General features: G+C 73.8%; 20 protein-coding genes. 8 read left to right on the top strand and 12 right to left on the bottom strand.

What is annotated here, in order from left to right; translation table 11 throughout:
* The first annotated feature begins 252 nt into the window (after positions 1–252).
* The gene (locus ACFQH9_RS10395; protein ID WP_379565735.1) at positions 253–474 is read left to right on the top strand and encodes a nucleoside/nucleotide kinase family protein; all 222 of its coding nucleotides are present in this window, start codon (positions 253–255) and stop codon (positions 472–474) included.
* Between the two features lie 79 nt (positions 475–553).
* Here the strand turns inward: ACFQH9_RS10395 and ACFQH9_RS10390 are convergent, their stop codons facing one another.
* The 7 genes from ACFQH9_RS10390 to ACFQH9_RS10360 all read right to left on the bottom strand — a co-directional run bounded on the left by ACFQH9_RS10390 (position 554) and on the right by ACFQH9_RS10360 (position 7882).
* Positions 554–1315, bottom strand: coding sequence for a hypothetical protein (locus tag ACFQH9_RS10390; protein WP_379565734.1), 762 nt, complete (start codon positions 1313–1315; stop codon positions 554–556).
* Positions 1312–2217, bottom strand: coding sequence for an ABC transporter ATP-binding protein (locus tag ACFQH9_RS10385; RefSeq protein WP_379565733.1), 906 nt, complete (start codon positions 2215–2217; stop codon positions 1312–1314). The genes ACFQH9_RS10390 and ACFQH9_RS10385 overlap by 4 nt, the downstream gene beginning before the upstream one ends.
* Positions 2214–2576: a GntR family transcriptional regulator gene (locus ACFQH9_RS10380; protein ID WP_379565732.1), complete on the bottom strand. Its 363-nt coding sequence runs from the start codon at positions 2574–2576 to the stop codon at positions 2214–2216. Before ACFQH9_RS10380 ends, ACFQH9_RS10385 begins: the two co-directional genes overlap by 4 nt.
* 284 nt (positions 2577–2860) lie before the next feature.
* Positions 2861–3631: an ANTAR domain-containing protein gene (locus ACFQH9_RS10375; protein ID WP_379565731.1), complete on the bottom strand. Its 771-nt coding sequence runs from the start codon at positions 3629–3631 to the stop codon at positions 2861–2863.
* A gap of 57 nt (positions 3632–3688) precedes the next feature.
* A complete protein-coding gene (locus ACFQH9_RS10370; RefSeq protein ID WP_379565730.1) occupies positions 3689–4321 on the bottom strand; it encodes a DedA family protein in 633 nt (210 codons plus the stop codon).
* Between the two features lie 151 nt (positions 4322–4472).
* Entirely contained in the window at positions 4473–6635 is a 2163-nt protein-coding gene (locus tag ACFQH9_RS10365) for a 3-hydroxyacyl-CoA dehydrogenase NAD-binding domain-containing protein (RefSeq protein ID WP_379565729.1), read from the bottom strand.
* 14 nt (positions 6636–6649) lie between these two features.
* Complete coding sequence (locus tag ACFQH9_RS10360) at positions 6650–7882, bottom strand: acetyl-CoA C-acetyltransferase (protein ID WP_379565728.1); 1233 nt, start codon at positions 7880–7882, stop codon at positions 6650–6652.
* Between the two features lie 132 nt (positions 7883–8014).
* Between ACFQH9_RS10360 and ACFQH9_RS10355 the strand changes: the two genes are divergently transcribed.
* Together ACFQH9_RS10355 and ACFQH9_RS10350 are read left to right on the top strand one after the other, a co-directional pair.
* Positions 8015–8806: a MerR family transcriptional regulator gene (locus ACFQH9_RS10355; RefSeq protein WP_379565727.1), complete on the top strand. Its 792-nt coding sequence runs from the start codon at positions 8015–8017 to the stop codon at positions 8804–8806.
* A gap of 147 nt (positions 8807–8953) precedes the next feature.
* Positions 8954–9424, top strand: coding sequence for a potassium channel family protein (locus ACFQH9_RS10350; protein ID WP_379565726.1), 471 nt, complete (start codon positions 8954–8956; stop codon positions 9422–9424).
* Between the two features lie 19 nt (positions 9425–9443).
* Here the strand turns inward: ACFQH9_RS10350 and ACFQH9_RS10345 are convergent, their stop codons facing one another.
* From ACFQH9_RS10345 to ACFQH9_RS10335, 3 genes are all read right to left on the bottom strand, one after another.
* Positions 9444–9704, bottom strand: a complete 261-nt coding sequence (locus ACFQH9_RS10345; protein ID WP_379565725.1) for a hypothetical protein — start codon at positions 9702–9704, stop codon at positions 9444–9446.
* A gap of 137 nt (positions 9705–9841) precedes the next feature.
* A complete protein-coding gene (locus ACFQH9_RS10340; RefSeq protein WP_379565724.1) occupies positions 9842–10120 on the bottom strand; it encodes a hypothetical protein in 279 nt (92 codons plus the stop codon).
* Between the two features lie 79 nt (positions 10121–10199).
* Positions 10200–12020, bottom strand: a complete 1821-nt coding sequence (locus tag ACFQH9_RS10335) for a glycoside hydrolase family 15 protein (RefSeq protein ID WP_379565723.1) — start codon at positions 12018–12020, stop codon at positions 10200–10202.
* Between the two features lie 158 nt (positions 12021–12178).
* Between ACFQH9_RS10335 and ACFQH9_RS10330 the strand changes: the two genes are divergently transcribed.
* From ACFQH9_RS10330 to ACFQH9_RS10310, 5 genes are all read left to right on the top strand, one after another.
* Entirely contained in the window at positions 12179–12913 is a 735-nt protein-coding gene (locus tag ACFQH9_RS10330) for a MerR family transcriptional regulator (RefSeq protein WP_379565722.1), read from the top strand.
* Positions 12814–13803: a hypothetical protein gene (locus ACFQH9_RS10325; RefSeq protein ID WP_379565721.1), complete on the top strand. Its 990-nt coding sequence runs from the start codon at positions 12814–12816 to the stop codon at positions 13801–13803. The genes ACFQH9_RS10330 and ACFQH9_RS10325 overlap by 100 nt, the downstream gene beginning before the upstream one ends.
* Positions 13804–14071: 268 nt before the next feature.
* Positions 14072–14647, top strand: coding sequence for a ClpP family protease (locus ACFQH9_RS10320; RefSeq protein WP_379565811.1), 576 nt, complete (start codon positions 14072–14074; stop codon positions 14645–14647).
* An 8-nt stretch (positions 14648–14655) separates the two neighbouring features.
* Positions 14656–15261 (top strand): ATP-dependent Clp protease proteolytic subunit, encoded by a 606-nt coding sequence (locus tag ACFQH9_RS10315; RefSeq protein ID WP_379565810.1) that lies wholly within the window; start codon positions 14656–14658, stop codon positions 15259–15261.
* Between the two features lie 54 nt (positions 15262–15315).
* Complete coding sequence (locus ACFQH9_RS10310; RefSeq protein WP_379565720.1) at positions 15316–15906, top strand: class I SAM-dependent methyltransferase; 591 nt, start codon at positions 15316–15318, stop codon at positions 15904–15906.
* A gap of 8 nt (positions 15907–15914) precedes the next feature.
* Here the strand turns inward: ACFQH9_RS10310 and ACFQH9_RS10305 are convergent, their stop codons facing one another.
* The gene (locus ACFQH9_RS10305; RefSeq protein WP_379565809.1) at positions 15915–17312 is read right to left on the bottom strand and encodes a rhamnulokinase; all 1398 of its coding nucleotides are present in this window, start codon (positions 17310–17312) and stop codon (positions 15915–15917) included.
* Between the two features lie 56 nt (positions 17313–17368).
* Complete coding sequence (locus ACFQH9_RS10300; RefSeq protein WP_379565719.1) at positions 17369–18814, bottom strand: arabinose isomerase; 1446 nt, start codon at positions 18812–18814, stop codon at positions 17369–17371.
* Positions 18815–18823: the final 9 nt, after the last annotated feature.

The raw sequence follows: 18823 nt of genomic DNA, 5'->3' as shown, positions 1-18823 counted from the left end.
GGTGCCGGCTCGTCACCGTCGACGGCTGGTCCGGCTCGGGCAAGAGCGTGCTCGCCGGGCGACTCGGCCGGGCTCTCGACGCCCCGGTGCTCTCGATCGAGGAGCTCTACCCCGGCTGGGAGGGGCTCGCCGCCGCGATCCCGCTGGCCCGCGAGTGGGTCGCCGAGCCGCTCTTCCACGGCCGCGCCGCGCTGGTGGCCGTGGGTCTGGGAGCGCGACGAGCGCTCGTCGCACCCGCGGACCCAGCCCTGCGTGCCCGTCGTGCTGCTGGAGGGCTGCGGTTCCGGCGCGGCGGCACTGCGGCCCTTCACGAGCACGGCGATCCGGGTGGACTGCCCGCCGGCGGAACGGGAGCGCCGGCTGCGCGCCCGCGCCGACTGGCCGGGCTACGCCCCGCACCGCGCCCGCTTCCTCGCCCAGGAGCGCCGGTACTTCGCCACCGCCCCGGAACCCGACCTCGTCGTGCGGGGCTGAGAACGGCCGTCGTCCCGGACCCCCCGATCCGGGACGACGGCTCCCCCCTCGGCGGCGGTCCCCCACCGCCGTGCTCGGGCTACACCGTGGCGCGGCGCAGGAACAGGTAGGCGGCGCCTGCCGCGAGGGCGGCGACGATCGCCGGGTAGCCGGCGAACAGGACCACGGTGGGCGTCCCGGTGAAGAACCGACCCACGGCCGGCCAGGCCTGCTGCCAGGTGACCAGCACCGCGGCGAGCCCCCCGAGCAGCAGCAGGCCGAGGGACGCGACCCACATCCCGAGCTGGCCGAACCGCTTGTGGACCGTGCCGGCCAGGATGCTCACGAAGGAGAACATCAGGAAGGGCACGGTGTAGACCAGCCACTGCAGCAGCCAGTTCTCCTGCACCAGGAACGGCACCCCGAAGAAGTGCAGCCCCATCCCCCAGCCGCCGGTGAGCTCCTCGAGGCCGAGCAGCAGGGTCAGCAGCAGGCCCTGCACCAGCGACTGCGCCACCACGAACAGCGCCGTGCCGGTGAAGAAGTCCCGCCGGGTCACCGAGAGCCCGAGGGCGAACGGGAAGACCTGGGTCATCGTGACCAGGTGGGCCACGACCACGAAGATGTAGATCGACAGCAGCCCGCCCGTGACCTTCGGCTCGCCCGCCGGCGGGTCCGGCACCAGCGCGAAGATCACGAGGTTGACCGCGAAGGCGAGGAAGAGGATCAGCCAGGGCATGCCCAGCTGCACCGGCAGGTTCACCAGCTGCATCCGGGCGACGGCGAGCGGGCGGCGGCGCCGACCCGGCGTGTCGAGGGCGGACGGGGCCGAGCCGGGTGCGCGGGCGGTCGGGACGGTCATCGCGCGGCCACCTCCCGGCCGTCGTGGTTCTCGCGGCGGGGCTCCGTCGCGAGCCGGGTCGTGCGGACCACGAGCTGCTGCAGCGAGACGGGCTCGAACTCCAGCCCCTCGGACCGCAGCCGGGTGTCCGGGTCGGCGCCCTCGAGCGTCACCCGCAGGAAGCCCCCCAGCTCCTCGCGGTGCAGCTCGGTGTGGCCGGCGGCGAAGGCCTTCACCGCGGCCGCCGGCCCGGTGACCGTGACGGCCCGCCCGCGCAGCACGTCGGCGTCCTCGTCCATGAGGATCCGGCCCCTGTCGATGACGACGACGTGCTCGATCAGGTCCGAGACCTCGTCGATCAGATGCGTGCTCAGCACGATCGTGCGTGGGTGCTCGGCGTAGTCGGCGAGCAGCCGGTCGTAGAACAGCTGGCGCGCGACCGCGTCGAGGCCCAGGTAGGGCTCGTCGAAGAAGGTCAGCGGGGCCCGCGAGGCGAGCCCGATGATCACCCCGACGGCCGAGAGCTGGCCGCGCGAGAGCTTCTTGATCCCCTGCTTCGGCCGCAGGTGGAACTCGTCGACCAGCGAGGCGGCGAAGCCGGCGTCCCAGTTCGGGTAGAGGAACGACGCCGTGCTCAGCGCGTCGCGCACCCGGAAGTTGTCCGGGTACTTCTGCGCCTCGCGGATGAAGCAGACCCGGTCGAGCACGACCGGGTTCTCGTAGGGGTGCAGGCCGAAGACCTCGACCTCGCCCGCCGTCGCGAACCCCTGCCCCGTCAGGATCTGCATGACGGTGGTCTTGCCGGCACCGTTGCGGCCGAGCAGGCCGTGCACGGTGTTCTCCCTGAGCTCGAGACTCACGTCGTCGAGCGCGGTGAAGCTGCCGTAGCGCTTCACGACCCCGCGCATCCGTACCGCGGTCATTCGTCGTCCCCCCAGACGTCGATCATCTTCTTGATCTGCTCGGCGTCCATGCCGAGCCTTCGGGCCTCCGCCAGCAGCGGCGCGACGTACTGCTTCGCGAACTCCTCGCGGCGCCGCTCCAGCAGCCGGGTACGCGCGCCGGTGCTGACGAACATCCCGATCCCCCTCCGCTTGTACAGCACCCCGTCGGCGACGAGCTGGTTCACGCCCTTCGCCGCCGTCGCCGGGTTGATCCGGTGGAACGCGGCCAGCTCGTTGGTCGACGGGACCTGGCCCTCCTCCGGCAGCGAACCGTCGATGACCGACGCCTCGATCTGCTCCGCGATCTGCAGGAAGAGGGGACGCCCGTCGTCCTTCACGGCGACCGCCCCACCCGGTCCCAGTCCATTGGTTCGTTACTCATGTAGGTAACCATGCAGCCAGTGCAGTACTGGTGTCAAGGGCAGCAGGGACGGCGGGGACGCGGCACCTCGACCCGGGTGCCGGCGCCCGGGTTCCTCGTCGGGAAGGCGGAACCGGATCCGGTCGACGTGCTCGGAGATCGGGGTCGATCTGTCACACCCGCGCCGACCTCGCGCCCCCGTCGCGCCGACCCCGCACCCGGCGGCGGTGGTCGCGGGTCACCTGCCGGCGACGGGCCGGGTCACAGCTCGGCCCGGCGCGTCGCGAGGGTCTCGGCGACCTGCGCGAGCTTGACGTTCAGGCTCTGCGAGGTGCGTCGCAGGATGTCGAAGGCCTCCTCCGCGGAGATGCCGCGGCGCTCCATGAGGATGCCCTTCGCCTGGCCGATGACGTCCCGGCTCTGCAGCGCCTGGCGCAGCTGCGCGGTCTCCAGGTCGGCCGCCGCGCACGCCCGGGTGGCGGCCAGCGCGGTCGACGCGTGGGCGGCGAGCACCAGTGCCACGTCCCGCTCGGCCGCACTGATCCCGCCGACCCGGCGCGAGTACAGGTTGAGCGCACCCATCCGCGGGGCGTCGCCGTCGGGGAACAGGCCGACGGCGAGCACACAGCGGACGCCGAGCTCCACCGCGGCCGGGCCGAACCGGGGGAACTGCTCCGCGGCGGCCAGGTCGGCCTCGTGGACCGCGCCCCCTCCCCGGCGGCGGGTGGCGGCGACGCACGGGCCCTCGTCGAGCCGGTACTGCAGCTCGTCCAGGCGGGAGGCCAGCAGGTCCGTCTCGACCGGCGTGCGGAAGCCGTCGTCCGGGTCCCGGACGGTCACGCTCACCAGGTCGGCCCCGGGCACGACGGCCTTGGCCGCCCGCACGACCCGCTCCAGGACGTCCGCGACCGTGGTCGCCTCGAGCAGGGCCGAGGCGAGCGCGACGAACTCGAGGGCGAGCGGGCCCGCGCCCTGCTCCGCGGGGGTGGCGAAGCGCCGCCGGTCCTCCGCCCAGTCCTGCTCCGTGGTCACCCGTCACCTCCGCGTCCGGAGCAGCGATCGTGTCCCGAAGTGCCCGCGGAGGCAACCTCACCGCGCCCGGTGTGCCCCACCTCGCCGTCGCCCGCCGCGGCTGCGCAGCCGCCGCACCACCAGCCAGACGACACCCAGGGCGACCAGGACCAGCATGGCCTTGGACACCGGCGCGAGAAAGCCCTCGACCTGCTCCCAGTTCTCCCCCAGCAGCCAGCCGAGGCCGAGGAACACGGCGTTCCAGATCCCGCTGCCGATGGCCGTGAGGAGGGTGAACCGCCACAGCGGCATGCGGGCGAGGCCGGCCGGGACGGACACCACGCTGCGGATCAGCGGCACGCAGCGGGCCAGCAGCACGACGGGGCCGCCGTACTTCTCGAACAGCGCGTACCCGCGCTCGAGGTCCTTCCGGCTCGACAGGACGAACCAGCGCCGGCCCGCCAGCTCGGAGAGCCTCTCGTAGCCCAGCCACGCGCCGAGCCCGTAGAGCACCAGCGCCCCGAGCACCGAACCCGCGGTCGCGGCCGGCCAGACCCACAGGGCGTCGATCGCACCGACGCGGGCCCGGAAGCCCGCGAGCGGCAGGATCACCTCGGACGGGATCGGGGGGATCACGTTCTCGAGGAAGATCAGGAGCCCCACCCCGGCGGCTCCGAGACGGTCGACGATCGAGAACACCCAGTCGGCCACGTACCCAGGGTGCCCGATTTGCCTGAAAGCACGCTGAGCCCGATGCACGAACGGCACTTCCGCGCTCACCAGGTGTGCGCGGAAGTGCCGTTCGCCGGTGCTCCCGGCCGGGTCGCGACCGGGCCGCGATCAGGCCGCGATCAGGCCGCGATCAGGCCGCGGCGGTCTCCTGGGCCCGTTTGCGCAGGCTCTCGGGGACCTCGAAGCGCGGGCCGTACTTGGCCGCGAACTCGTCCGCCCGCTTCACGAAGCCGGCGACGCCGCCCGGGTAGCCCTCGATGTACTGCATCACGCCGCCGGTCCAGGCCGGGTACCCGATGCCGAAGATCGAGCCGATGTTGGCGTCGGGCACGGTCTCGAGCACGCCCTCGTCGAAGCAGCGCACCGTCTCGAGCGACTCGATCACCAGCATGCGCTCCCCGAGCTCGTGCAGGTCCACGTCGTGGTTCGTGGCGCCGAAGGTCTCCCGCAGGCCCGGCCAGAGCCGGACGCGCCGGCCGTTCTCGTACTCGTAGAACCCGGCGCCGGAGCTCTTCCCCTTGCGCCCGAACTCGTCGACCATCCGGTCCACGATCGCGTCGGCCGGGTGCGGGGTCCAGGTCTGCCCGGCCGCCTCGACCGCCGCCTGGGTCTCCTTGCGGATCTTCTGCGGCAGGGTGAGGGTGAGCTCGTCCATCAGCTGGAGGACGGGCGCGGGGTAGCCGGCCTGGGACGACGCCTGCTCGATCGTCTGCGGGTCGATGCCCTCGGCGAGCATCGAGATGCCCTCGTTGACGAAGGTCCCGATCACGCGGCTGGTGAAGAACCCGCGGGAGTCGTTGACGACGATCGGGGTCTTCCGGATGCCGAGCGTGACGTCGAAGGCCTTGGCCAGGGCGGCGTCCGAGGTCTGCTCGCCCTTGATGATCTCGACCAGCGGCATCTTGTCGACCGGCGAGAAGAAGTGCAGGCCGATGAAGTCCGCCGGGCGGTCGACGCCCCGGGCGAGCTCGGTGATCGGCAGCGTCGAGGTGTTCGAGCAGAGCAGGGCGTCCGGCTCGACGACCTTCATCGCCTCGCGGAAGACCTCCTGCTTGAGCGCCACCGACTCGAAGACGGCCTCGATCACGAGGTCGCAGCCGGCCAGGTCGGCGTAGTCGGCGGTCGGGGTGATCCGGGCGAGCAGGGCCTCGCCCTTCTCCTGCGTGACCTTGCCCCGCTCGACGCCCTTCGCGACCAGGCCCTCGGAGTAGGCCTTCCCCTTCTGCGCGTTCTCCAGCGCGACGTCCTTGAGGACGACCTCCCACCCGGCCTGGGCGCAGACGTAGGCGATGCCCGCGCCCATCATCCCGGCGCCGAGCACGGCGACCTTGCGCGGCGTGTACTTCTCGTACCCGTCCGGGCGGGACCTGCCGCCGTTGATGGCGTTCAGGTCGAAGAAGAACGCCTTGGTCATGTTCTTCGACACCTGGCCGACGACCAGGTCCACGAAGTAGCGGCTCTCGATCCGCAGCGCGGTGTCGAAGTCCACCTGGGCGCCCTCGACGGCCGCCGAGAGGATGTTGCGCGGGGCCGGCATCGGGGCGCCCTTGAGCTGCTTGCGCAGGTTCGCCGGGAAGGCCGGCAGGATCGCGGCGAGCTTCGGGTTCGACGGGGTGCCGCCGGGGATCTTGTAGCCCGGGGTGTCCCAGGGCTGCCTCGCCTCGGGGTTCGCGGCGATCCAGGCCTTGGCCTTCTCGAGCATCTCCTCCTTCGAGGAGGCGAGCTCGTGGACGACCCCCAGCTCCAGCGCCTTCCCCGGCGTGAGTCGCTGGCCCTGCGCGAGCACGTTCATGAACCCGCCCGCGATGCCGAGCAGCCGGGTGATGCGGGTGACGCCGCCGCCCCCGGGCAGCAGGCCCAGCGTGACCTCGGGCAGGCCGAAGACCACGCCCTTCGCGTCGAGCCCGATCCGGTGGTGGCAGGCGAGGCCGATCTCCAGGCCGCCGCCGAGGGCGGTGCCGTTCATCGCAGCGACGACGGGGCGGCCCAGCTTCTCCAGGCGCCGCAGCTGCGCCTTGACCTCGGTGACGTTCTCGAACACGGCCGGACCGTCGTTCGGCCCGGCGGCGATGAGGTCGTCGAGGTTGCCGCCGGCGAAGAAGGTCTTCTTCGCCGAGGTGACCACGACGCCGGTGATCTCGTCCCGCGCGGCCTCGAGCTCGGTGATCACCTCGCCCATCGCCTGCTTGTAGGCGTCGTTCATGGTGTTGGCGCTGGCGTTCGGGTCGTCGAGCGTGACGATCGCGACGCCGTCGGCGTCGGACTCCCAGCGCACGGCCTTCTGGTCGGTCACTGCCGTCGATCCCCTCAGACTCGCTCGATGATGGTCGCGATACCCATGCCGCCGCCGACACACAGCGTGGCGAGGCCGCGCTGCAGGTCCCGGCGCTCCAGCTCGTCGAGCAGGGTGCCGAGGATCATGGCGCCGGTGGCACCCAGCGGGTGGCCCATGGCGATGGCGCCGCCGTTGACGTTGGTCCTGTCGTGCGGGATGTCCATGTCCCGCATGTAGCGCAGGGCCACCGCGGCGAAGGCCTCGTTGATCTCGTACAGGTCGATGTCGTCGACCGTGAGACCGGCCTTGGCGAGGGCCTTGCGGCTGGCCGGGGCGGGCCCGGTCAGCATGATCGTCGGGTCGGCGCCGGAGAGCGCGGTGGCGACGATCCGGGCGCGCGGGGTGATCCCGGCGGCCTTGCCGGCGGCCTCGGTGCCGATCAGGCAGAGCGACGCGCCGTCGACGATGCCGGAGCTGTTGCCGGCGTGGTGCACGTGGTCGATCTTCTCGACCCAGTGGTAGCGCTGGAGCGCGACGGCGTCGAAGCCGCCGTCGGCGCCCATCATCTCGAACGAGGGCTTGAGGCCCGCCAGGCTCTCCAGCGTCGCGCCGCCCCGGACGTGCTCGTCGCGGTCCAGCACGGTCAGCCCGTTGCGGTCCTTCACCGGCACGACCGACCGGGCGAAGTAGCCGTTGGCCCAGGCCTTGGCGGCGCGGGTCTGCGACTCCACCGCGAACGCGTCGACGTCCTCGCGGGAGAAGCCCTCGATCGTCGCGATCAGGTCGGCGCCGATGCCCTGCGGCACGAAGCCGGTCTCGTAGCTGGTGTCCGGGTCCATGGCCCAGGCGCCGCCGTCCGAGCCCATCGGCACGCGGCTCATCGCCTCGACGCCGCCGGCGAGGACCATCTCCTCCATGCCCGAGCGGATCTTCTGCGCGGCGGTGTTCACCGCCTCCAGGCCCGAGGCGCAGAAGCGGTTGAGCTGCACGCCGGCGACGGTGTGCGGCAGGCCGGCCGCGATCGCGGCGGTCTTGGCGATGTCGCCGCCCTGGTCGCCGATCGGGGACACGACGCCGAGCACGACGTCGTCGATCGTGGCGGGGTCCAGCTCGGGGTAGCGGGCGCGGATCTCCTGGATCAGGCCGATCACCAGGGAGACCGGCTTCACCTCGTGCAGCGAACCGGAGGCCTTGCCGCGTCCCCGCGGGGTGCGGATCGCGTCGTAGACGTACGCCTGTGGGATCGATGGGGCGATCTCGCTCATGCGAACCCTCTCGTGAAGAAGTCTGTCCAGCAGCGGCGCGCAGGCGGTGGCGCCGCCCCGCGTCCGATCGTGACAGCAGAATTGTTACAGCAGAACTGTCACATAGGTCAACCCGTGCCGTAACCTGCCGCCATGGCTGCACCAGCGCCTGCCGAACCCGGTCCCGAGCTCCTCACGGTCGACCAGCTGGCCGCGCGCACCGGCACCACGGTGCGGACGATCCGCTACTACGCCGGTCGTGGGCTGCTGCCCCCGCCACGGCTGCGCGGGCGCACCGGGCTGTACGGGCCCGACCACGTCGCACGGTTGCTGCTGGTCACGGAGCTGTCCGAGCTCGGCTTCACCCTGACCGCGATCGAGCGGCACCTCGAGCGGCTCCCGCACTCGGCCGGGCCCGAGGACCTCGCCCTGCAGCTCGCCCTGCTCACGCCGTGGGCCCCCGAGCAGCTCGACGAGGTCGACCGCGCAGGGCTGGAGGAACGGGCCGGGCGGCCGCTCGACGAGGAGGCCGTCGACAAGCTGGTCGCGTACGGCGCCGTCGAACCGGTCGACGGCGGCCACTACCGCGTGCAGGGCCCGATCGCGCTGAGCGCGGGGCTCGACGCGCTGGACTTCGGCCTGCCCGCCGAGTTCTGGCGCCGCTCCCGGGAGATCATCGACCGGCACACCTCCGCGCTGGCCGACGACCTGATGACGCTGTTCCAGGAGGAGGTCCTGCAGCCGTACCGGGACGCGGGCCGGCCCGCCGACCAGCGTTCCCGGCTGGCCGCGGCGCTCTCCCGGCTCAAGCCGGTCACGGTGCAGGGCGTGGTCACCGCGTTCGGGCGGGCGGTCAACCGGACGATCCGCGAGCGCGCGGAGCACCCGCCCGCCCGGTCGTCGCGGGACCGGTCCCCCCGGCGCGGGGCCACCTCCGGCGGGTGACCCGCCGCCCGGGCCCGCCCGCGAGACTGGCCGGGGGCCGGCGCGGAAGGGGGACCGGGTGGGAGGCGGACGGGGACCGGCCGGACGGGCCGCGTGAACGGGCGCCCGGAGCGGCGGAGGTCCCGGCGACGCCAGGTTGCGACCTCCGTGGCCCGGTCGGCGCTGACCACCGTGCTGCTGTTCGTCGTGTACTACCGGGCTCCGCTCGACCGGGGGATCAATCCGGGAACCCTGGTCTGGTTCGTGGTCGGTCTGGCCGCCCTCGCGATCGCCGTCGTCGGGCAGACCCGGGCCATCCTCCGGTCGGACGTGCCCCGGCTGCGGGCGGCCGAGACCGCGATGATCGGCCTGCCCGCGCTCCTGCTGCTCTACGCGTCCGTCTACACCGTCATGTCCACGGCCGCGCCCGCCTCCTTCACACAGCCCATGGGCCGCACGGACGCGCTCTACTTCGCCGTCACCGTCTTCGCGACGGTCGGGTTCGGCGACATCACCCCGGTCACCCAGGTCGCCCGGGTCGTCGTCACGACGCAGATGGTCACCGGGCTGCTCGCAGTCGGCGTGGTGGCCAAGCTGCTGCTCGGCGCCGTGCAGCGGGCCACGACGAAGGACGGGTAGGCGGCTCCACCGCCGCCGGTCAGGACCGCCGGACCCGCAGCCGCGCCGGGCGGCAGGACGCGAGCGTCGGGCCGGGCGCCGGGCGCGGCACCTCACGGGCGGGACGGGCCCGGGGCCGGGCGACCGCCGCGGCCCGCGCCCGGGGATCCCGTGCCGCTCCGGGCGCGGTCGGGCGCGGGACGGGCGCGAGCAGGGTCGCCTCGAGCCTCGCGAGCATCAGGACGGCGAGCATGAGCAGCACCGGCAGGCCGAGCGCGACCGCCAGCAGGACGAGCAGCACGTGGATCCCCCTCCCGCGCGACCGCCCCACGCCGCGGCCGCGCCTCCCCCGAGCCTGCCCCAGGCGCCGTCCATCGTCCGGCCGACAGCGGCCGGGCGCATCACCTCGCGCAGGTGAATCACCCAGGAGGACGCCCCTCAGGCGGGCACCCTCCGCCGGCGGCCGTAGCGCCGGCTGCCGGCGTAGCCCGACAGGTCGACGAGGAAGGCCAGGGCCAGCCAGACGGCGTCGAAGCCGTGGATCCCGCCCGGCGCGACGAGGACGTAGACCAACGTCGTGAGCGGAAGGAACACGATGCCGAGGATCGGCCACAGGACGGAGTCGAAGGTCGCGTTCCAGCGCACGGGGTCGACCAGCCACCACAGCACGTCGACCACCCGCGGCCCGAACAGCAGCAGTCCGAAGAACAGGCACACGGTGTCCTCCCCTCAGGAGCGATGTCCGCTCCGCTCGGCGACGATGTCCGGCTCCGCTCGGCGGTGATGTCCGCTCCGCTCAGCGGCGGCGGTCCAGCGCGGCGTCGAGCGTGGTGGCCGCGTCGATCAGCGCGAGGTGGGTGAACGCCTGCGGGAAGTTGCCGATCTGCTCGCCGGTCAGGGCGATCTCCTCGGAGTAGAGGCCCAGGTGGTTGGCGTAGGTGAGCATCTTCTCGAACGCCTGCCGGGCCTGGTCGAGCCGGCCGGCCCGGGCCAGCGCGTCGACCCACGCGAAGGAGCACAACGAGAACGTGCCCTCGGAGCCCTGCAGCCCGTCCGGCGAGGCGGCCGGGTCGTAGCGGTACACGAGGCTGTCGGTCACGAGCTCGGCCTCCATCGCGTCGAGCGTCGAGGCCCACATCGGGTCGTCCGGGGTGAGGAAGCCGACGGTGGCCATGCGCAGCAGGGAGGAGTCGAGGACCTCCGTGTCGTAGTGCTGCACGAAGGCGCCGCGGCGGGCGTTCCAGCCGCGCTCCATGACCTGCCGGTAGATCCGGTCGCGTTCCTCGCGCCACCGCTCCAGCGGCGCCGGGCGGCCCGTCTCGAGGGCCTGCCGGATGCCGCGGTCGAGCGCGACCCAGCTCATCACCCGGCCGTAGGTGAAGGACTGCCGGCCGCCGCGCGTCTCCCAGATGCCCTCCTCGGGCTGGTCCCAGTGTTCGCAGAGCCAGTCGAGGACCTCGGTCATCGCCGTCCACCCGCGGTGCGGGGCGCGGAGCCCGGCCCGGTCCAGCGCCGCGATGCTGTCCGCGGCCTCGCCGTAGATGTCGAGCTGGAGCTGCTCGGCGGCGCCGTTGCCGATCCGCACGGGAGAGGAGCCGCGGTACCCGCGCCAGTGCTCGAGGATCTCCTCCTTGAGGTCCGAGGAGCCGTCGACGCGGTACATGATGTTGAGCGGGCCGCCCTCGCCGCCGACGCGCTCGCGCACGCGGTCGCCGAGCCAGCCGCCGAAGCGCGACGCCTCCTCGATGAAACCCAGCTTGAGCAGTGAGAACACCGAGAAGGACGCGTCGCGCACCCAGGTGTAGCGGTAGTCCCAGTTGCGCTCGCCGCCGACCTGCTCGGGCAGGGCGGCGGTGGGCGCCGCGACCAGCCCGCCCGAGGGGTCGTAGGTCAGCAGCTTCAGCGTGATCGCCGAGCGGTTCACCATCTCGCGCCAGCGTCCGCGGTAGGTCGAGCGGGCGAGCCAGGTGTGCCAGAAGGCCACGGTGTCGTCGAACAGCCGGTCGATCTCGGCGACCCGGATCTCGCGGGGCGGGCCGTCGGCGGCCGCCTCGAGGACGACGCCGCGCAGCTCGCCGGCGTCGAGCTCCAGGGTGAAGCCGACGTCGCCCTCGTCGACCTTCACCTGCGCGATCCGCGGGTCCTCCGGCTCGCGGACGACGTGCACGGTCAACGTGAGCGCGTCCGTGGCGAACACCGCGCCGCTGTCGGTTAGCTCGGTGCGGTGGGCGCGCCGGCCGTAGTCGAAGCGCGGCGCGACGTGCCCGGCGAACCGCATCTTCCCGCGCACGCAGCGCACCATGCGGACCAGCCGGCTCCCGCGGTCCTGCCGGCCCAGCACGGGCATGAAGTCGACGACCTCGCCGACGCCGGCCTCGGTGAAGAAGCGCGTGACCAGCACGGCCGAGTCCGGGAAGTACATCTGCCGGGACTCGTGCGGGTCCACCGGAGCGAGCCGGAAGTGGCCGCCACGCTCGTCGTCGAGCAGGGCACCGAACACACTGGGCGAGTCGACGCGCGGGAGGCAGAACCAGTCGACCGTTCCCTCGGTGCTCACCAGGGCGGAGGTGTGCAGGTCACCGACCAGGCCGTGGTCGGCGATCGCGGTCTCGGGCATGGCTCCTCCTCGGCGTCGGCCTGGTCGGGCCACGGTCGCCGGAGGGCCCCGGCGGGGCATCACCCGCCGCGAACGATCCCCGGCCCGGCCGGTCGGCGCCGGCTCGGCACCCGAGTGGACAGCAGAGCTATCGGATAGCTAAAGTATCGATCGTGCGCATGGCCGAGCTGAGCCGCGTGACCGGGGTCCCGGTCGCGACGATCAAGTACTACCTCCGAGAGGGACTCCTGCCCCGCGGGGAGGTCACGACCTCGCCGAACCAGGCGCGGTACGGCGAGGAGCACGTCCGCAGGCTCGCGCTCGTCCGGTCGCTGGTCGAGGTCGGCGGCCTGTCCATCGCCTCGGTGCGGGCGGTCCTCGCCGCGGTCGACGATCCGGCCGTCCCGCTGCACCACACCCTCGGCCTCACCATCGACGCCGCCGACGCGCCCGCGCCGGCCGTCGACGACCCCCTGCACGCCGCCGCCGCCGAGCGGATCGACGCGATCATCGCGGAGCGCGGCTGGCAACTCTCGCCGGACCCGGTCGCGCGCCGGGCCGCGATCGACGTCCTCGCCACGATGCAGCGCGTGACCGGCGACCGGCTCACCGGCATCGCGGACGTCTACGCCGAGGCCGTCGACCGGATCGCCGAGGCCGACCTCGACACGGTCACCGCCGTCGGGGACCGCGCGACCCGCGTGGAGACCGCGCTGGTCGGCACGGTCCTCGGCGAACGGCTGCTCGCCGCGCTGCGCCGGCTCGCGCAGGAGCACGTGTCCGCCCAACGGTTCCCACCACCATCGGAGACGCCATGTCCGTCGCCGTCCGCCCAGGACCCGTCCCGTCCCCGACCCTCCGCGCCGCCCTCCGCGCCGCCCTCCGCGCCGCCTTCCGCTGGCACCGGCCGCTGATGGTCCTCGCGGTCGCGATGGCCGCGCTGACCCTGGTCGGGCTCGTCGGGCTCGTCACCGACGACCGGGTGCTCACCGGGCTGCCGATCTGGGCCAAGCCCACCAAGTTCGCCCTCTCCACCCTGGCCTACGCCGTGACGTGGGCCTGGCTCGTCGCCCTCGTCCGGGAGCACCGGCCGGCGGAGGCCCGCTGGACGCACCGCGCCGGCACCCTCGCCGCCCTGCTGCTCGGGGTGGAGCTGGTGATCATCGTCCTGCAGGTCGTCCGCGGCACCACCAGCCACTTCAACCGCACGACCCCGCTGAACTCCACGCTCTTCACGATCATGGCGGTGTCCGTCGTCGCCGTCTGGCTCGCCTCGCTCTACGCCGCGGCCCAGCTGTTCCGGGTCCGCGGGCTCGACCCCGCCCGCGGCCGGGCGGTCCGCGCGGGCGCGGTGCTCGCCGTCGTCGGGATGGGGCTGGGGGTGCTGATGACGCTGCCGGGCGTCGCCGGGCCGACCGGCGCGGCCGGGATCACCGGCGCGCACACCGTCGGGCTGCCCGACGGCGGCGCCGGGCTGCCGCTGCTCGGCTGGAGCACCGTGGCGGGCGACCTGCGGATCCCGCACTTCGTGGGCATGCACGCGTTGCAGGTGCTGCCGCTCCTGCTCCTCGGGCTGGAGCTGCTGGCCGCGCGGGTCACGGTGCTGCGGGCCGCCGCGGTGCGCAGCGGGCTGCTGGGCGTGGCCGCGGCGGCCTACGCCGGCCTGCTGGTGCTGCTGACCTGGCAGGCGTTGCGCGGACAGTCGATCGTGGCGCCCGACGCGACGACCCTTGCCGGGTTCGCCGCCGTCCTGCTCGGCGCGGGAGCGGGTGCGGTCCTGGTCGTGCGCCGGCGCCGGGCTTGAGCAGGGGGTTCCCCGGCCGGTGTTCACGGTGGACGTTCACGGTGGGCGAAACCCCCAGGTCGCGGATTCGCCGTGGGCGAAGTGCCGTTCCGGCGGGCCCGGCCGGGCCTAGCGTCGGCCGCGTCAGGTCCCGCCCGCCGGCGCACCGCACGTCGGACCCGCGTCGTCGTCCCGCGAGGAGGCAGCCGTGCCCGTCCCGATCCCGTCCCCGAACCCGCCGTTCTCCCTGCCCGCCACGCCGCTGTCCGGCCCGCCGGCCCCGGCCCGGATGAGCGCCCCCGCCTCTGCGCCCGGGCTCGCCGACTCGGTGTTCGAGCGGCTGCTCACCCACCGGATCGTCGTGCTCGGGCAGGAGGTCGACGCCGACATCGCCAACCGCATCGCCGGCCAGATGCTGCTGCTCGCGGCCGAGGACCCCGAGGCCGACATCTCCCTGTACATCAACTCGCCCGGCGGTTCGGTGCAGGACGGGCTCGCCATCCTCGACACCATGCGGTTCATCCCGTGCGACGTCGCGACCTACGGGATCGGTCTCGCCGCGTCCATGGGCCAGGTCCTGCTGTCGGCCGGGACCCGCGGGAAGCGGTACGTGCTGCCGCACGCCACGGTGCTGATGCACCAGCCCCTGGGTGGGGTCGGCGGCGCGGAGACCGACATCCGGATCCGCGCGGAGCTGTTGCGGCGCAACAAGCAGGAGATGGCCCGGCTGATAGCCGAGCACACCGGCCAGACCGTCGAACGGATCACCGCGGACTTCGACCGCGACCGCTGGTTCACCGCCGAGGAGGCCCGCGAGTACGGCTTCGTCGACCACGTGGTGGCCCGGGCCCGGGAGGTGGCCTGACCGTGCAGATGCGGTACACGCTGCCGTCGTTCGTCGAGCGCACGAGCTACGGCGTCAAGGAGTCCAACCCGTACGACAAGCTGTTCGAGGAGCGGATCGTGTTCCTCGGCGTGCCGATCGACGACGCGTCGGCCGACGACGTGATGGCCCAGCTGCTCTACCTGGAGTCGGCCGACCCGGACCGCGAGATCTCGCTGTACCTCAACTCGCCCGGGGGCTCCTTCACCGCGCTGATGGCCGTCTACGACACCATGCAGTTCATCCGGCCGAGCATCCGGACGGTGTGCCTCGGGCAGGCCGCCTCGGCGGCCGCGGTGCTGCTCGCCGCGGGGTCTCCCGGTCGCCGGCTTGCCGTGCCCAACGCCCGCGTGCTGATCCACCAGCCGTCGACCGGCGGGTTCCAGGGGCAGGTGTCCGACCTGGAGATCCACGCCGCCGAGGTCGCCCGGATCCGGGCGCAGATGGAGACGGTCCTCGCCCGGCACACCGGACGGACCACCGAGCAGGTGCACGACGACATCGAGCGCGACCGGATCCTCACCGCCGAGGAGGCCGCGGAGTACGGCCTGATCGACGAGGTGATCCAGCCGCGCACGCTGCGGGTGGTGCGGTAGGCGGGCTCCGGGGCACCACTTGCGCGAGCCGGGGCCGGCGGGCAGCGTCGCGGCGTGATCGAACTGGTGCCGGAGCGGGTGTCGCTGCCCGGCGGCGAGCTCGTCGTGCTGCGACCCGCGCCCGGGGTGGAGGTGCCGTTCGACGAGGTGGGCGACGAGCTGCTGCCCCCGCACTGGGCCGAGCCGTGGCCGAGCGGGATCGCGTTGGCACAGGCCGCCGAGGCGATCCCGCCCGGCACCCGGGTGCTCGAGATCGGCTGCGGGCTCGGGCTCCCGGCCCTGGCGGCGGCCCGGGCCGGCGCCGAGGTGCTCGCCACGGACCTGTCGACGACCGCGATCGACCTGGTCCGGCGCAGCGCGGGGCGCAACGGGCTGACGCTGCGGGCCGAGGCGCGCTCCTGGTCCGATCCGGCGCTGGAGCCCGTCGACCTGGTGCTCGGCGCGGACCTGCTCTACGGGCACCGCAACGTCGTCGAGCTGGGGGAGGTCCTCCCCCGGCTCGCCCCGCAGGTGTGGTTGACCGACCCCGGCCGCCCGCTGGCCCCGGAGTTCCTGGCCGCCGCCCGGCCGGCCTGGTCGGTCACCAGCCGGCCGACCGCGCAGGAGGGCGTCACGCTGTACCGCCTGGCACGCAGACCGGCCTGAGCGCGGGACTACGGCAGCGCGGGGACCTCGGGCGCGATCCGCCGCTCGGCCTCGTCCCAGGCCGCGGCGTCCCCGCCGGGCTCGTACGTCCGCAGCGTGTGGCCGGTCAGCAGGCCGCGCAGCTCGGTCAGGGTGCCGGACAGCGCGCCCAGCCCGCGGGCCTGGACCAGGACGTTGCCCAGGGCCGCGGCCTCGACCGGCCCGGCGACGACGGGCAGGCCGCAGGCGTCGGCGGTGAGCCGGCACAGCAGCTCGTTGCGCGCCCCGCCCCCGACGACGTGCACGACCCGGACCTCCTGCCCGGACAGCGCGGCGGCGTCCCGAACGGCGCGGCGGTGCGCGAGCGCGAGGCTGTCGAGCACGCACCGGACCACGCCGGCACGCGTCGCGGGAGGCTCCTGCCCGGTCCGCCGGCAGGCCTCGGCGATCCGGGCCGGCATGTCGCCGGGCGGGAGGAAGGCGGGATCGTCGGCGTCGACGACCGCGGCGAAGGCCGGTTCGCGCGCCGCGCCGGCGAGCAGCTCGCCGAGGTCCGGGTTCTCCCAGGTGCGCAGGCACTCCTGCAGCAGCCACAGCCCCATCACGTTGCGGAGGTAGCGGACCGTGCCGTCCACCCCGAGCTCGTTGGTGAAGTTGGCGGCGCGGCTCTCCTCGGTGAGCACCGGAGCGGTGAGCTCCACGCCGACCAGCGACCAGGTCCCGCAGGAGACGTACGCGAACCCCGGCTCGGTGGCCGGGACGCCGACGACCGCCGACGCCGTGTCGTGCGAGCCGACGGCGAGCACCGGCGCGGCGTACCCGATCTCCTCGACGACGTGCGGGAGCAGGGCCCCGATCGTCGTCCCCGGCTCGACCACCGGCGGGAACAGCGCCGGGTCGATCCCGGCGCGCCCCATGAGCCGGGTGTGCCAGGTCCGGGCACGGACGTCGAGCAGCCCGGTGGTCGACGCGTTGGTCACCTCGGCGACGCGCGCGCCGGTGAGCCAGTACCCGAGCAGGTCCGGGATCAGCAGCAGCTGCCGGGCCGCGCCGAGCTGCGGGGTCCCCGCGGCCGCCGCGAGCTGGTACAGCGTGGTGAACGGCAGCTCCTGCAGCCCGTTCGCGGCGTACAGCTCGGCCGGCGGCAGGGTCCGGTGCACCCGCGGCGCGACCCCGTCCGTGCGGGCGTCGCGGTAGTGCACCGGGTTGCCGAGCAGCGCGCCGGTGGCGTCGAGCAGCCCGTAGTCCACGGCCCACGAGTCGAGGCCGATCGCGGCGACCGGCCCCGCCGCGCGCAGCCCGTCGAGCACGCCGCGGTGGAGCCGCAGCACGTCCCAGTGCAGCGTGTCCCCCAGGCGGACCGGCCCGTTCGGGAAGCGGTGCACCTCGGTCAGCGCGACCCGCCCGGCCTCGACGGTCCCGCGCATCACGCGCCCGCTCGAGGCCCCGAGGTCGACGGCCGCGACCTCGGTCCGGGCGGTGGTCACGGCCGCACCTCGCGGAACTCGCACCCGACCAGCTCGGCGACGGCCCGGAGCTCGGCGGTGCGGTGCCCCGTGCCGAGCGCCCAGTGGTGGTCGACGCCGGAGGCGCTCCACGCGTCCGTCCACTCGCCGGGGTCGCAGCCGAAGTCGACCCGGGAGGTGGTGTTGCCGATCCGCAGCAGCGGTCCGTCGACGACGGTGCCCTCGGCGGCGACCATGACGTACCGGCCGTCGCGTTCCTGCCCGACGCCGAACAGGGTGACCGGCCCGTGCCGGACGTCGAACTCCACGGACACGCCCCACCCGCGCTTGCCGTGGTAGACGCCCAGCCCGCGCAGCAGCGGCCGCCGCGCGCTGATGGCGAGGTGGGCAGGCCCGTCGTGACCCATCTCCACGACGCCGGCGGTGAAGTCCAGCGCCTGCAGCTCGGTGAACGAGCCGCCCGCGCCGAGCCGGTCCATGACCAGCATCGCCAGCGAGTTGCGCAGCTCGTACTCCCCCGCGACCGGGATCCCGCGGGCGGTGAGCAGGGAGGCGCCGAGGATCATCCCGGCGCCCAGGCGCTCGTGCTGCTCGCCCTCCAGCCCGCGGTGGTAGTAGGCGAGCGAGTCCAGCGCGAACTCGTCGACGAGCCGGTCCAGCCCCACCGACACCCGCGCGCCCCAGGCGAAGTCCTCCTCCACCACCGACGGGTCGATCTCGAAGACCTCGCGGGCCAGGTCCATCCGCTCGGCGACCTCGCGGTCGGTCACCCGCGCGACGCGCACCCGGAGGTCGTCGAGCTCGAGCACCTCGACGTGCCCGCCGAGCTGGGCGGACACCGAGGTGAGGTCGGTGGAGACGTCGAGCATCCCCGGGTAGAGGTGCCCCATGAGCCCGTGCCGGCCGTGCCGCAGCGCCCCGCGCACGCCGGCGGCGCGGACCCAGCGTGCGATCCGGGCCCAGGCCCGCTCGTCCTCCAGGTGCCCGGACACGCTGCGGAACCCGACGCCGGCCCGGCGGAAGGCGTTGGCCATCTCCGGCAGCGGGCAGGCGCCGCAGTAGGCCAGCCACGCCCCGGTGTCGAACGTCGCGTGGTCCATCCGCTCCGTCGGCTGCAGGTTGATCAGCAGTACGGGTGCGCCGCTGCGCTGCGCGACCGGGACCAGCATCGACGCCGTCATGTAGGTGGTGAGGAAGCCGACGATCAGGTCGCAGCCGGCCACCCGGAGCCGCTCGGCGCCCGCCGCGCCCTCCTGCGCGTCGGAGACGAACCCGACGTCGACGACCTCGACGTCGCCGAGGGCCCGCATCCGCTCGGACACCCGCGCGGCCGAGCGCCGCAGCTGCGGGAGCAGCTCGGGGAACTGCGGCCAGTAGGCGCCCAGGCCGCCCGCGACCAGGCCGACCTTCGTGGGGCGTGCGGTGATCCGGGTGAGGGAGGGGGTCTCGAGGGTGGACGTCATCGTCTCTCC

Origin of the sequence: Pseudonocardia lutea, assembly GCF_042658055.1 — a bacterium.
Taxonomy (GTDB): Bacteria; Actinomycetota; Actinomycetes; order Mycobacteriales; family Pseudonocardiaceae; genus Pseudonocardia; species Pseudonocardia lutea.
The sequence above is the reverse complement of the archived record's forward strand: the minus strand, read 5'-3'. Positions and strand labels throughout refer to the sequence as shown.